Genomic DNA, 13,174 nt, shown 5'->3' with positions numbered 1-13,174 from the left:
GATCTGTCCTTCGGCAACCCCGCAACCGCCACGACGCAGGCGCTGACATACGGGGTGGGGAGGCGGCGGGAGCGCCCTCAGGCCCGCGCTGGCCTGGGCTCCAGATTGCGCGCAGTCCCCAGCCAGGTCGCGCAATGCGTTTCATGACCATCCTCGGCCACCGCGAACAGGTCGGCTGCGCAGATGCTGAGCACGCGGCCGGCATCCACCACGCGGCCGCGCGCCCGCAGGTGGGTGCCGCGTGCGGGGGCGAAGAGCTTCACGCTGCCGTCCACCGTGGCATTGGCCCAGCCGGCAGGCAGCAGTGAACCTGCGGCCGACACCGCCGCAAAGTCGCCCAGTGCAAAGACCGCCGTGGCCTGCAACTGGCCCGGCTGAAAGCACAGGGCATCGGCAATGGGCATCTCCAGCTCGGTGGCTCCGGGCTCGGCACGCACGAAGCGCAGGCCCAGGGTGCGCGCCATGGGCATGGCCAGCACGGCGTTCTGCAGCGCCTGGGTGGATGGGGTGGGGTGGGTGGTCGGCTCAGTCATGGCCTGTCTCCTTCGTGGTGGGTGAAGCGGCACGGCGCACGCGCGGCCAGGGCGCGGCGGGTTTGTCGGGTGCGTTGGATGGGGCCGGTGCCGTCTGCGCCAGATCCCGCTCGGCCTGGCGGGCGCGCAGCCACTGCACATGGTCCAGGGCCTGGGCGCGCTGGGCCTGCAGCGCGGCGATCTGTTCGTCTATCTCCTGCACGCGCTGCTGCACGGCATCGGCCAGGTCACCGGGGCCTATGCGCCCCGCACGCCAGGCGCGCAGGTTCTCCGCAATGCGCGGCAGCCCGAACCCCAGCGCGCGGGACATGGCGATGAACACCACCTCGCGCCGGGCCGAGCGCGGATAGTCGCGGTAGCCATTGGGCAGTCGCCGGGGCTTGAGCAGGCCCGCGCGCTCGTAGTGCCGCAGCGCGTGGATGGAGACGCCCGTGAGCCGGGCGAGTTCGGAGATCAGCATGTGCCAAGGCTAGCAAGGCTCGTGCTGGGCTAGGGTTGGGAAGGGGGCAGGTTTTTTCCCGCCTCGTCGCGAATCCAGTCCAGGAACGCGCGCACTTCGGGGCGGTCGGCCGCTCCGGGCCGCGTCACCGCGTAGTAGGCAAATCGTGCGGGCCATGGCTTGTCCAGCACCTGGATGAGCCGGCCCGCCGCGATTTCTTCCTGGGCATAGGCCTGCGGCACCAGCGCCAGGCCCTGGCCAGCCTCTGCCGCACGGATCAGCAGGAAGTCATCGTCAAAGGCACTGCCGCGCTCCGCGCGCATGTCGTCGGCCACGCCATGCGCTTTCAGCCAGAGCGGCCAGTCTGCGCGGTCGCCGTCATGCAGCAGGGGGTAGTCGAGGCAATCGCCGGCCTCATGGATCACTGCCCCGTGCGCCTTCAGGAATCCCGGCGAGGCGACGGGCGTCAGAACCGGCGCCATGAGGGGGAGAACCTCCAGCCCCGGATAGTCTCCCAGCCCATGGCGCAAGGCCACGTCCACCCGGTCGCGCCGCAGGTCCACCAGTTCCGACGTGGCCTCCACGCGGATTTCAATGTCCGGGTGCAATTGCTTGAAACGCCCCAGCCGGGGCACCAGCCACGATGCCGCGAACGTGGCGACCGTGCTGACGGTCAGGCTCCGTCTTGCCTTGGTGCTTTCCAGGTCGTGCATGGCCTGGTCGATTTGAAGAAACGCTTCACGCAGCCTGGGGAACACGCTGGCGCCTGCCTCGGTCAGCCGCATGCCAAGGCGCTCACGCTCCAGCAACACCACTCCCAGGCGGTCTTCCAGCACGCGGATCTGCTGGCTGACGGCGCCGGGCGTGACGTGCAGGGCCTGCGCCGCGGCCTTGACGCTTTTGCGCTGCCCCACTTCCACGAAAGTGCGCAGCGCCTGCAATGGATAGGTCATATTGTTTTTAGATTTACTAAATTCATGGAGCAAAAATCATCGCTTTGAATGAGATGTTTATCGCTTGAGAATAAGTCTTGCCAGTGATTCTATGAATTCAGTTTATCTAAAAGTTATATGCTCCATCTCTATTCAGACAGCTCCCCCAATGGCTTCAAGGCGACCATTGCGCTGGAAGAGCTTTCGCTGCCTTACCAGCTGCACCATGTGCGCATCGATGAAGGCGAGCACCGGCAGCCGGCCTTTCTGGCGCTGAATCCCCATGGCCGCATTCCCGTGCTCACGGACAGCGAGACGGGTGTGGTGTTGTTTGAGTCAGCGGCCATTCTTCTGTACCTGGCCGACAGGAGCGGGCAGCTGCTGCCAGCGGACCTGCAGGCCCGCTGGGAGGCGATCAAATGGCTGCAATTCCAGGCGTCCAGTGTCGGGCCGCTGCTGGGCCAGCGCGTGCACTTCGAGCTGTTCGCGGACAGCCCTGACCCTGCGGCCATCGAACGCTACCGGCGCCTGACGGAGGAGGCGTTCACGGTGCTGGACCACGCGCTGCAAGGCCGTCCCTATCTGGCTGGCGACAGCTACTCCATTGCAGACATTGCCCATTTCGGCTGGATGCACATCGCGCGAATCATCCACTTCGACTTCAGCCGGCACCGCCATCTGAGCGCATGGCATGAGCGGGTCGCGGCCCGGCCTGCGGTGCGCAAGGGCATCACGCTGCCGGCACCGGCAACCGGCGCATGAACACGAGTCAGGTCCAGACAATGAATGCAACTCCTCTCTCCCCGCGCACGGGCGGGGCTTCCTATGCCTCGTTCTACGCACACCCTGGCTACCGGCGCATGTTCGCACCAGACCGGCTGACCGTGGGCATCTTCCTGCCGCTGCGCAGCTACAAGGGCGACATGTCGGTGCTGCGCGGGCAGGCGGATCTGGTCACCCGCATCGACCAGAATGGCTTTGCCGCCGTGTGGGTGCGCGATGTCCCCTTGTTCGATCCCTCGTTCGGGGACGCCGGGCAGGTATTCGACCCCTTCACCTACCTGTCTTTTCTGGCGGCCCGTACCCGCAAGGTCGCCTTGGCCACCGGCAGCGCCATCGTCTCCCTGCGCCATCCGATCGACCTGGCCAAGGCCGCCACAAGCATTGACCAGCTTTCCGGTGGCCGGCTGGTGATGGGCGTGGCCTCCGGCGACAGGCCGATGGAGTTTCCCGCCTACGGGCTGGAACACGAGGCCCGGGCACAGCGCTTTTCCCACGCGGTTGCCTATATGCGCCAGCTCATGCAGCCCGGGCACCTGGACATCGATTCCCCGCTGGGGCGCCTGGAAGGCGCCGAGTTTCTCCCCCAGCCCGTTGCGGGGAGCATTCCGCTGATGGTGACGGGATCGTCCGGCCAGTCGCTGGCGTGGATTGCCGAGCATGCAGATGGCTGGCTGACCTACCCCGGTGCCACCCATACCCCCCGGGGGCCCCAGCACCTGGCCGAGAAAATCCGCGCCTGGCGTGACCTGATCCCTGGAGGCGCGTTCCGCCCGCACATGACGAACGAGTGGATCGACCTGGTCGATGACCCCGGCCACCCCCCGACCCCGTTGCATGGGGGCTATGTCCTGCGCACCGGGCGCAAGGGACTGGTGGCATTGCTCGAACAGTGGCAGGCGGCGGGGGTGAACCACGCGGCGCTGGGCATCCAGTGGTCACAGCGCCCGCCCGCCGAGGTGCTGGAGGAACTGGCCCAGGAGGTGCTGCCGCACTTTCCCTCGCACGAAGGGCTGCCGGCAGTGGCGGCTGACTGGTGAACGCAGGCCTGGGCCAGGAATGGCCGGGTCGCGGCGAACTTGCATCCCTGAGACCGGGGGCATTCAAGCCGGCTGCGCTGCAGGACTCATCACGCGCGCCGTGAACCGGGCCATGAACTCGCGCGTGACAATGCGCCCGCCCAGGGCCGTCAGGTAGTTGGCGCAGCCGTGCACCACCGATGCGCGGTTGTCGTCGAAGGCTTTCAGCCCCAGGCGAACCACGTCTTCGCTGGATGCTTTTTTCCCGAAGGATGCGGCCTCGCCGGCGCGGGTGAAGAACGCCGTGTCGGTAGCGCCCGGGCACAACGCCAGCACGCGCACGCCGCGCGGCCGGTACTCGGCCCAGAGCGCTTCGCTGAACGAAAGGACAAAGGCCTTGGTCGCGGCGTAGACCGCCATGTACGGGACCGGCTGAAACGCTGCCGTGGAGGCGATGTTGATGACGCCGCCCTGGCGATGCTCCAGTGCGGGGAGACACAGGTGCGTCAATTCCACCAGGGCGCCCACATTCAGATCGATGGCCTCCCGCTGTATGTCCAGCGCCAGTTCATCAAACCTGCCGTGGGTGCCGAAGCCGGCGTTGTTCACCAGCAGGTCCGGCAGCAGGCCCCTGGCGCTGACGGCCTCGAAGACCCGCCGGGCCGCCCCGGGTGCGGCCAGGTCCTCCACCAGGAATTCGGCGCCGGGCAATTCGCGGGCGAGCTTCTCGAGCCTGTCGCGGCTGCGCGCGATCAGCACGACTTTGGCGCCACGGCGGGCAAGCTCCCTGGCGAATACTTCACCGATGCCCATGGAGGCGCCGGTCACCAGGACGGTTTTCTGGGAGAAATCAAAAGGGGTTTTCATGCACTCGAGTATTGCGACAGGGGGCCCGCCTGGGAATGGGCAGCGCTGGTAAGCTGATTTGCATTCATGAAAAACCAACCGCCCACCACCTGGGATGACCTGCGCGTGCTCCTGGCGCTTCACCGCCACCAAAGCCTGCTGGCCGCAGGCGCTGCCCTGGGCCTGTCCACCTCCACCGTCGCGCGGCGCATCGAGGCGCTGGAGCAATCCCTGGGCCGCGCCCTGGTACACCGCAGCAGCTCAGGGACGACGGTCGAGCCCGATGCGATGGAACTGGTGGAGCTGGCCGAGCAATTCGAGCTGGGACTGGGCGGCATCAAGCGCGACGACCGGCCCGCTGAGAAGGCCCATGCGCTGACCGGCACCATCCGCGTCAGCATGGGCGAAGGCTTCGTGAAGCCGGTGACCGCCGTGCTCTCGCAGTTGAGAAGCGCGCACCCCGGGCTGCATATCGAAGTGGCCGTGGAGTCGCGCTTCACGGATGTCGGGCGGCGCGAAGTGGACGTTGCGCTCCGGGTCGGGCGCTCCAGCTCGGCCGTGGTGGTGGAGAAAGGGGCGGGGCAACTGACGTTTGGCCTGTACGCCTCGCACGGCTATGTCGAGCAGCGCCTGCCGGGTCGCCGCCTGCGCGTGCAGGACTTCGCCAGCCACGATTTCGTGGGACAGGACCTGGCCACCGGCCGGCAGGACACCTCCAACCTGTGGCTGGCCAGCCGGGGCGCCACCCGGTTCGTCTTTCGATCCGGCTCCGACCTGGCCCGCCAGGAGGCCACGGAGCAAGGCCAGGGCATCTGCCTGCTGCCCGACGCCATGGCCCATGCCGTGCCCGGCCTGGCACGGCTGGAGGTGGATGCGCCGCTGCCGTCCTGCCCGGTGTACCTGGCCTATCACCGCGACCGCCGCAACGTGCCGGGCGTGCGGGCAGTGATCGACGCGCTGGGCGCGGCGCTGGCCGAAGGGCTGCAGCCGCCCGCAGAAAAAGCCGAAGCGGCCAACCCTGCCGCGCAGTCATGACAGGTCCGGTCTTTCCAGACCGTTCAAGGCGAGGGCGCGGCCGACGGACCCGGTGAGCAGCCAGGACCATCGTTGGCCGTCGATCCCAACGAAACAAGAATGGGCAGTGGCTGGCGCGAAACGACCCGTTGTGGTCGTTCGTGCCTCGGCGCCTGCAACCGCTCAATCCTTGAGCAAGCGCGCCTTCACCGTTCTCCCCTTGATCTTTCCGCTATTGAGCCGGGCAACCACGTCATGCGCAATCTTGCGGTCCACGGCCACATAGGTTGCGAACTCGTTGATGTCGATCTTGCCCACTTGCTCGCGGGTGTAGCCCAGGTCTGCGGTGAGCGCGCCCAGCACATCGCCCGGGCGGATCTTGTCCTTGCGGCTGGCATTGATGTGGATGGTGGCCTTGGATGGCAGGAGCCGGCCGCCGGGAGTCGGCGTCAGCTCGTCCAGCGGGTACCAGACGGATGGGCTGCCCTGCATCTGCTCGATGTTTCCGACCGCGCCCATTTCGTCCATCGTCGCAAGACTCAGGGCCAGGCCTTTCTGGCCGGCGCGGCCTGTGCGGCCGATGCGGTGCACGTGCACTTCAGGGTCGGGCGTGATGTCCACGTTGATGACGGCGCCCAGGTTGGTCACATCCAGCCCGCGAGCCGCCACATCGGTGGCGACCAGCACGGAGCAACTGCCGTTCACGAAGCGCACCAGCACCTGGTCACGGTCACGCTGCTCCAGATCGCCGTGCAGCTCCAGCGCGCTGTAGCCCTGGGCCTGCAGCAGCTCGGCAAGGGCCCGGCAGCGCGCCTTGGTATTGCAGAAGGCCAGCGTGCTCTCGGGCCGGAAATGCTCCAGCAGGCGAGCCACCGCAGGCAGCCGCTCTTCCTTGTCCACCTCGTACCAGCGCTGCTCGATCTGCTCGCCGCTGTGCTGCGCGGCGACCTTGACCGTGACCGGGTCACGCATGAATCGCGCGGCCAGCTTGGCGATGCCTTCAGGGTAGGTGGCGGAGAACAGCAAGGTCTGGCGCTGCGGGGGGCACTGCTTGGCGACCTTGGCGATGTCATCGACGAAACCCATGTCGAGCATGCGATCTGCTTCGTCAAGCACCAAGGTGTTCAGCGAATCAAGGTTCAGATTGCCCCGGTCCAGGTGATCGATCACACGGCCGGGCGTGCCCACGATCACGTGCGCGCCGTTCTCAAGGCTCGCGTTCTGGCCGCGCAGCGGAACGCCGCCGGACAGGGTCACCACCTTGACGTTGTCTTCCGCACGCGCCAGGCGGCGAATCTCGGTCGTCACCTGATCGGCCAGCTCGCGGGTGGGGCAGAGCACCAGGCCTTGCACCGAGAAATTGCGCGTATCCAGCTTGGCCAGCAGCGCCAGGGCAAAGGCTGCGGTCTTGCCGCTGCCGGTCTTCGCCTGGGCGATCACATCCTTGCCTTCAAGCGCAGGGGGCAGGCTGGCGAGCTGAATCGCCGTCATTTCAAGGTAGCCGAGCCGCTCAAGATTGGCGAGCGTCGCAGGCGAAAGCGCAAGTTTGTCGAAGGAATGGGGGGAAGCCGAGGGTGCAGTCATGGCGGCATTTTAGTTTTGGCGCTCTCAGGACCGGGGCGCGGCACGCTGGTCACTGAGAAAGAACAGGGGCTTGCTGGGCCATTGCCGGCATGTGCGAGAAGACGGGAAGCTGGGTGTTGACGGCATGGATGGCAAGAGGTCTGCCGTGGGGCTAACAGATAGCAACCAGCCTGAAGCTGCCGGCCAGCAGTCGGCTGGCGACCCATTGCGGTCTTCGAAGCAAATTCAAAAGCGGTCGTCCAGAGCACCCCAGTTTCGAAGACCTGCGGCCGCATCGGCGTAACTCAATGCAAGCCTGAAGGCTCTTGCAAACGTTGGCTGGCGAGCGGTCGGCTGGCCTACTACCGGCCGCGCTTCTCCAAAATCGCGATGAGTTCTGCGTCGACCTCGTCCGGCACTTGGTTCTGTCGATGGCGAAGTCGTTCAACCACCGTGCCGGTCGGGGGATGGCTGTCCCACGCCTCGCGGCTCCAGTCGCCCCGCAGCAAGATGTCCCAGTAGATCTCGCCTTTCGTGCTATCCACCAGATCGCCTGCGTCATCGGGGGCTGCGCCGTAGCTCAGCAGCAGCGCCGCCAGCGGTAGGCAGATCGGGCGCATCTCGCTGCCGCGACCGCACAGCTGCAGCGCGACGGCACCGAGCAGCGAGCCGCGCCAGTACAGACGCTTGTAGCGGAAGTCAGCGTCAATGCCGCTGCCCGTCAATTTGTGCAAGCACAGGCGCACAGGCATGTTGGCGTCTAACCCCTGGGCAAGCAGCCCGGCCAAGAAATCCAAGATCAACTGACCATCGCGCGCCGGGACGAAGTGTCGGTCGCCGTTCAGTGGGACGTCGGCCATGAGCGCCCGCTCCTTGGCGTCGAAAATGCCAACTAACACCTCGCGCTGAAACGCATCGGGCTCCATCCAGAACGCGGCGCTGGCACCGTTGGTGAGCAACTCATTGGCCAGGGTCAGCGGCTGGCAACCCATCGTCGGGTGGCGCATGACGTTACGCAGCAGGGAGGTGGGGCGGTCATCCCACAGCGGGGTGTCCAGATTCACCCCTGCGGCGACCAGCTCGGCAACGGTTCCTGCGTCGCGCTCCTGCCAGTACAGGCGCTCCAGGCGGCGCTGATCGCTCATGGCCGGCGGCGCAACGGAGCGCGCGCCCAGTGTCTCCAGCACGGCCAGCACGTCCAGCCGGTCCTTAAAGAAACTCACACTGTTGAAGAGAAGGCTGCCCCTCACCTGCTCCGGGTGCAGGGCCCAGCGGATCTGCGCGTTGACGTCCACGCCCTCGCGAGAGGCCAGCAAGGCCAGCAGTTCGGGATGTTCGCAGAGCGCGCGCAGCACACACTCCGAGCGCCACAGCGCCACGGGGTCGGCCTGTGGCGCCTGCACGAGCGTGCGCAGCAGTGCCGGAGTGTTCTTGCCGCCGTAGCTCTGCACAACCTCTGCGACCTCGTCGACCCAGGCCAGGCAGGCGATTAGGTCGACGTTCGCGTCCAGCAGCGCCGACACCGCCTTGCCTAGCCGGGCCTTGGCCGCATGCACCAGAAGCGGCGTGCCATCGACCACGGCATTCTTCGGTGCGCCGGCCTTGATGGCCTTGGCGAAGGCAGCCTCCTTGCCGTCCAGCAGCAGCTCCAGCAGCTCCTCCTCCTCAGTCAGCATCGGCGCCGGGAAGGCCTTGGCAGCAACCTTTTTGCCGCCTTGGTAATGCAGCGTTCGCGTTTCGCCGACCTGCCCGTACCAGATGCGCACTCGGATGTGCGTCGCGCCGGCGTCGTGCAGTGCCTGGATATGCGCCTTCTCCAATTCGTCACCGGATGAGGTGTCAATCACGAAGCGCAGCGTCTCGCCCCGCAGCGACGTACTGGTCACGAAGGGCTTCTCCCAGTCGTCGAAGCAAGCTTGCAGCGGCGCGGGCCACTGGTCGGCGAACTGGCCGACTGCGGTCTGGAGGTGACCGTGCAGCGCGGAGAGCATAAGGGCATCAGCGCCGATGCAGGTAAAGGTCAGGATGTTGGAAGACATGAGGGGGGTGTAGACAGGCGAGAAGGCGTCTGAGGCGCCATTGTGTCCAAGCTCGGTGCCCGTTAGCTTGACACTTTGTCCACACACCCATATCCAGCCTTTGCGACTTTCAATCGACGTTGCAAATTCGGCTTTGGATTTGACTATCGGATAAAAGCAATGTCCGCTCTTGGCCGGTTGCCGTCGTCTGAGAGGAGCAGCTTCTCTTGGCGATATCGATACGCAGCCAGCAATCTCTTGCCGCCCCATCCTGCCGACATCCCGTCATAGCGGCTGCCCAGGCGTTCCCCCTGCCGCCTAGCCACCAACCCCAATACAGCTTTTTTCTCCTGCGCCCGACCGCCGCGAGCAAGCGTGCTCCACGCCAGGATCACTTCAGCAAGATCATCGTCCTCGCAGTAAAGGTAGGCAGTCGGCACTCCGAGGATTTGCGCAATCCGGTGAGACTTTTCCACGGGTGGCCGCCATCGTCGTATCCAAGCCGAAGACAACCATCCTGGCTCGGCTTCCTTCTACGAATTCCGTAGAGACGCCCCTCGCCGATTCAACGAGCATCGCAGGATGCCTCATCATCCCGATCATTCAACGGCTGCTTCTGCCGCGCCTCGGCTCGCCGACCTCGCCATCGACGCCGTCCTGCACATGGGCGCCGCGCTGGATGTGCTGGACCTGCACGCACGCCACAACATCACGGCCATCAATTGCGTCTGCCGGGATCTGCTGCGCATCTACTACGTGAAGGCCGATCAGGCGCAGTCGCTGGAGCCTGAGGACAAGGAATTGCTGGGCCTGTTGCACGACACGGCGGTGAACCTGGGCTATGCCATCGAGGTGGTGGACCACCTGAATGGCGACGAGGCTGACGACCCCATCCTCTATGCCGTGAGCTATCTGCTCAAGGCGGCCAAGCGGTTTGCGGATGAAGGCTTGTCGGCTGGGGTGTCGTGATGGGGGAGGGCGCGAACATATTGCCTGCGCTTCACATGCAGGGAATCTGCGTGCGTTGGAAGGCTGCAGTTCGCCGGAGCCATGAATTCGTGCACTGTGGCGACGGAGTTTTGAACAGAGCCATGCTCGTCGCTGCAGGCTCGTACTGATTGGGCTTTTTTTGGCGACGCTAGAGGCTTGGCGTTGGCAACCGTTCCCTATGCAGCTACGCCTTATGTCGGCGCAGAACGGCGAAGCAGCGATGCCGAATCCGTTGGGAAATGTGCTTGTTCTCAGATACCCGAGCCAGCGCTTGAAGCACCTCAGCGTTCACTGGTGCACCTTGCTCCAGCCATTCGATGGCCAAGCCCGGCCAGTAGTCGGAGGCTTCGTAGCCCAGGCCGGCCAGGACGATTTCAACGGGCGATGCACTGCCTGAATAGGCTTGCAGCGGGTGCTCCAGATGCAAAAGCAGGATGCGCGTGTCCATTGGGTTGAATTTCAAAGTTTTGCTGCGGGGCTGCATTCACTGAATCCAGTTGCCACGCCGGGCATGGGTGCGCGTCCATCCGTCATCGAGCTTGCCGCCGTTGATCTCGCAGGAAGCTGGCGTCTGCGTCGTGCCCTGCACTCTGGCGCCCGTGTGGTTTGTCATGGAAACGGGGGCGGCAATCACGAGGGTCACCACCCGGCGATCCTTGGTGGCACTCAGGTACGTTGCGCCCGGGGGCAGGCCGGCATTCTTCTGGTACCAGTCAAGACACATGCGCGCTTCTTCCTCCAGCATGGAGGAGGGCGATACAGCCTGTGGTGCGGGGGCAGACGCGGGCTTGGTGGCGGGCTCGGTCGGCATTGTGTCCCGCAAAGGCCCGGGGGATGCAGGGGGCGGGTCCAGTTGCATGGGCTTGGCGGTGGTGCCTTGCGGGCAAGGGGCATCCTGGTACCAGGTTTTTCCGTCGGCAAGGCATTTCATGACGGCCTGGGCATCGGGGGCCAGGCCGACTGCGGCCGCTATCCACAGCAGGCTTTTCAGCAGAGCGGTCTTGTTTCGGGGTGGCTTGAGGGAAGTGTGCTTTGCAGGTCTGCTGCCGCCAGTGGATGAATGGGCCATTGAGTCTCCAATGAAGTGAACTGGCTGCTGCGAGCCTTTGCCCTCGGCTTTGCCAATGCGCTGCGGGGCTGGAAATGACGGGTTTCCTGACTCTTTTGCGGCCCCGTGCAGCGGTTATACGTCAGCCACTTCAACCCACCAATTCACCCGCCGAGCCAGACTTCCTTGAGCAGGCCTTGTCGGTGGCGTTTGCCATGGACCGCTTGCATTTGAAATAAGTGGTTGCTAAAGTGTCGCCATGCCCGAGAACGACATCTTCAAGGCCCTGGCCGACCCTACGCGCCGCTCCATCTTCGAGAAGCTGGCCGCTGGCAGCATGCATGCCAGCGCGCTGCGCGAGGGGATGGATATCAGCCAGTCGGCCATGTCCCAGCATCTGGCCGTGCTGCGCAACGCGGGGCTGGTGAGCGAGCAGCGCCAGGGGCGCTTCATGCATTACGAGGTCGATCCCGAAGGGCTGGCGCAGATTGCGGGCTGGCTGGCGAAGTACCGCGCCTACTGGCCGCAGCGCGTGGATGCACTCAAGGGCCTGCTCAAGGACATGGACCAATGAACAAGATGAGCGATATGGACACCGACGATGCGGCCCGCGAGCTGGTGCAGGAGTACGCGCTGGACGCTCCGCCCGAGAAGGTCTGGCGCGCGCTGAGCATTCCCGAGCTGCGCGCGCAGTGGCTGCCGGGCACCGAGCATGCCGAGCCTTTGCGGCAGGTGCCGCAGCAGGAACTGCGCCTGCGGCTGCGCGAGGCGGAGCCTCCCTTTCTTGAAAGCACGGTGGACCTGCAGATCAGCCCCGGCGCCGATGGCGGCACGCTGCTGCGCATCGTCCATGTGCTGACCGATGCGCGGGTGCAGCCGGCCAGGGAGGCGGCCAACGACGGCGGCTTCCTGATGTACGCGACCTGAAACCCTGCCCGGGCAACGGGGCATGCGGCGCAGGGCCGCAGCCCTTTCTTTTTCACCACCACACACAGGAGTTCGCCCATGCGCGAATCGATGATGCTCGTCCCCATGGTTGTCGAACAGTCGGCGCGCGGAGAGCGGTCCTTCGACATCTACTCGCGCCTGCTGCGCGACCGCGTGATCTTTCTCAACGGCGAGGTCAACGACGCGGTCTCTGCCCTGGTCTGCGCGCAACTGCTGTTCCTGGAGGCGGAGAACCCGGACAAGCCCATTCACCTCTACATCAACTCGCCGGGCGGGGTGATCACCAGCGGGCTGGCCATGTACGACACCATGCAGTTCATCCAATCCCCCGTGCACACGCTGTGCATGGGCACGGCGCGCTCCATGGGCTCCTTCCTGCTCATGGCCGGCGAGCCCGGCCACCGCATGGCCCTGCCCAATGCCAGCCTGCACGTGCACCAGCCGCTGGGCGGCGTGCAGGGCCAGGCCTCCGACATCCGCATCCATGCCGAGGAAATGCTGCGCACCAAGGACCGCGTGACACGCCTGTACGCCCAGCACTGCGGCCGCAGCTACGAAGAGGTGGAGCGCGACCTGGACCGCGACCGCTTCATGACCGCAGAAGAAGCCCGCGAATGGGGCCTGATAGACAAGGTTCTGGACCGGCGCACAGTAACTCCCTGAGCCGCAGCGCGCCCCCTCTCCCCACCCCCGTATGTCAGCGCCTGCGTCGTGGCGGTTGCGGGGTTGCAAGCCTGCCGAAGGACAGGCTTGCTTCGTGATCTGACTCGCCGTGATGTTTGAACGTAGCGCGCAGCGCGAAGTGAGTTTCACGGCGAACCCCGCAACCGCCACGACGCAGGTTGCCCCGCAGCGAAGCGAAGGGGTCGCGGACATCCGGGTCGCCTTTGCTTTGCCTACTTTCCTTCGGCCGGCGTACCGGTGGCGAAACAAAGGAAAGTAGGTCGGCCGCCGGGCCGAGACCCGGCCTCGAAAAACAACCCCCCGGCAGGGTCAAAAACAGGACCCCACCCCACGCCAGCAACCAGCGCGAAACGCTAACCC

The 13,174-nt window shown here is 65.5% G+C and carries 17 protein-coding genes; 7 read left to right on the top strand and 10 right to left on the bottom strand.

Annotated features, from left to right (window positions below):
* Positions 1-77: 77 nt before the first annotated feature.
* The 3 genes from GRX31_RS14660 to GRX31_RS14650 are packed head-to-tail and all read right to left on the bottom strand — an operon-like array spanning position 78 to position 1,925.
* Positions 78-533, bottom strand: coding sequence for a PaaI family thioesterase (locus tag GRX31_RS14660; RefSeq protein WP_160853299.1), 456 nt, complete (start codon positions 531-533; stop codon positions 78-80).
* Positions 526-993, bottom strand: coding sequence for a MerR family DNA-binding transcriptional regulator (locus GRX31_RS14655; protein WP_016454514.1), 468 nt, complete (start codon positions 991-993; stop codon positions 526-528). The genes GRX31_RS14660 and GRX31_RS14655 overlap by 8 nt, the downstream gene beginning before the upstream one ends.
* A gap of 29 nt (positions 994-1,022) precedes the next feature.
* Positions 1,023-1,925 (bottom strand): LysR substrate-binding domain-containing protein, encoded by a 903-nt coding sequence (locus tag GRX31_RS14650; RefSeq protein ID WP_160853297.1) that lies wholly within the window; start codon positions 1,923-1,925, stop codon positions 1,023-1,025.
* Between the two features lie 117 nt (positions 1,926-2,042).
* Here GRX31_RS14650 and GRX31_RS14645 point away from each other — a divergent pair, with 117 nt between their 5' ends.
* Together GRX31_RS14645 and GRX31_RS14640 are read left to right on the top strand one after the other, a co-directional pair.
* The gene (locus GRX31_RS14645; RefSeq protein WP_047325949.1) at positions 2,043-2,666 is read left to right on the top strand and encodes a glutathione S-transferase family protein; all 624 of its coding nucleotides are present in this window, start codon (positions 2,043-2,045) and stop codon (positions 2,664-2,666) included.
* 20 nt (positions 2,667-2,686) lie between these two features.
* On the top strand, positions 2,687-3,724 hold the full coding sequence (locus tag GRX31_RS14640; protein ID WP_047325948.1) for an LLM class oxidoreductase: 1,038 nt from the start codon (positions 2,687-2,689) through the stop codon (positions 3,722-3,724).
* Positions 3,725-3,787: 63 nt separating this feature from the next.
* Here the strand turns inward: GRX31_RS14640 and GRX31_RS14635 are convergent, their stop codons facing one another.
* A complete protein-coding gene (locus GRX31_RS14635; RefSeq protein ID WP_160853295.1) occupies positions 3,788-4,570 on the bottom strand; it encodes an SDR family NAD(P)-dependent oxidoreductase in 783 nt (260 codons plus the stop codon).
* Between the two features lie 66 nt (positions 4,571-4,636).
* On the opposite strand from GRX31_RS14635, the gene GRX31_RS14630 reads away from it, so the two are divergent.
* Positions 4,637-5,584, top strand: a complete 948-nt coding sequence (locus GRX31_RS14630) for a LysR family transcriptional regulator (protein WP_160853293.1) — start codon at positions 4,637-4,639, stop codon at positions 5,582-5,584.
* Between the two features lie 162 nt (positions 5,585-5,746).
* On the opposite strand, the gene dbpA is transcribed toward GRX31_RS14630, so the two are convergent.
* The 3 genes from dbpA to GRX31_RS30560 all read right to left on the bottom strand — a co-directional run bounded on the left by dbpA (position 5,747) and on the right by GRX31_RS30560 (position 9,620).
* On the bottom strand, positions 5,747-7,147 hold the full coding sequence (dbpA, locus tag GRX31_RS14625) for an ATP-dependent RNA helicase DbpA (protein ID WP_016454517.1): 1,401 nt from the start codon (positions 7,145-7,147) through the stop codon (positions 5,747-5,749).
* Positions 7,148-7,488: 341 nt separating this feature from the next.
* The gene (locus GRX31_RS14620) at positions 7,489-9,165 is read right to left on the bottom strand and encodes a hypothetical protein (RefSeq protein WP_160853291.1); all 1,677 of its coding nucleotides are present in this window, start codon (positions 9,163-9,165) and stop codon (positions 7,489-7,491) included.
* 143 nt (positions 9,166-9,308) lie between these two features.
* Complete coding sequence (locus GRX31_RS30560) at positions 9,309-9,620, bottom strand: hypothetical protein (protein ID WP_193584884.1); 312 nt, start codon at positions 9,618-9,620, stop codon at positions 9,309-9,311.
* Positions 9,621-9,726: 106 nt separating this feature from the next.
* On the opposite strand from GRX31_RS30560, the gene GRX31_RS14610 reads away from it, so the two are divergent.
* A complete protein-coding gene (locus GRX31_RS14610; protein WP_047325945.1) occupies positions 9,727-10,113 on the top strand; it encodes a hypothetical protein in 387 nt (128 codons plus the stop codon).
* 205 nt (positions 10,114-10,318) lie between these two features.
* Here the strand turns inward: GRX31_RS14610 and GRX31_RS14605 are convergent, their stop codons facing one another.
* Both GRX31_RS14605 and GRX31_RS14600 read right to left on the bottom strand, forming a co-directional pair.
* Positions 10,319-10,618 carry a hypothetical protein gene (locus GRX31_RS14605; RefSeq protein WP_160853289.1) on the bottom strand — a complete coding sequence of 100 codons (300 nt, stop codon included), beginning with the start codon at positions 10,616-10,618 and terminating at the stop codon, positions 10,319-10,321.
* Entirely contained in the window at positions 10,619-11,203 is a 585-nt protein-coding gene (locus GRX31_RS14600) for a DUF4124 domain-containing protein (RefSeq protein ID WP_160853287.1), read from the bottom strand.
* A gap of 238 nt (positions 11,204-11,441) precedes the next feature.
* Here GRX31_RS14600 and GRX31_RS14595 point away from each other — a divergent pair, with 238 nt between their 5' ends.
* From GRX31_RS14595 to GRX31_RS14585, 3 genes are all read left to right on the top strand, one after another.
* Positions 11,442-11,756, top strand: coding sequence for an ArsR/SmtB family transcription factor (locus GRX31_RS14595; protein WP_016454521.1), 315 nt, complete (start codon positions 11,442-11,444; stop codon positions 11,754-11,756).
* Positions 11,753-12,109, top strand: a complete 357-nt coding sequence (locus GRX31_RS14590; protein ID WP_160853285.1) for an SRPBCC family protein — start codon at positions 11,753-11,755, stop codon at positions 12,107-12,109. Before GRX31_RS14595 ends, GRX31_RS14590 begins: the two co-directional genes overlap by 4 nt.
* A gap of 78 nt (positions 12,110-12,187) precedes the next feature.
* Positions 12,188-12,793, top strand: a complete 606-nt coding sequence (locus GRX31_RS14585; RefSeq protein WP_046240535.1) for an ATP-dependent Clp protease proteolytic subunit — start codon at positions 12,188-12,190, stop codon at positions 12,791-12,793.
* A gap of 34 nt (positions 12,794-12,827) precedes the next feature.
* Here the strand turns inward: GRX31_RS14585 and GRX31_RS30805 are convergent.
* Positions 12,828-13,174 (bottom strand): hypothetical protein (locus tag GRX31_RS30805; RefSeq protein WP_237426684.1); only part of this gene is annotated, 347 nt, incomplete at its 5' end.

The sequence above is a fragment of the Delftia sp. CH05 genome (genome assembly GCF_009827015.1).
GTDB lineage: Bacteria > Pseudomonadota > Gammaproteobacteria > Burkholderiales > Burkholderiaceae_C > Comamonas > Comamonas tsuruhatensis.
The sequence above is the reverse complement of the archived record's forward strand: the minus strand, read 5'-3'. Positions and strand labels throughout refer to the sequence as shown.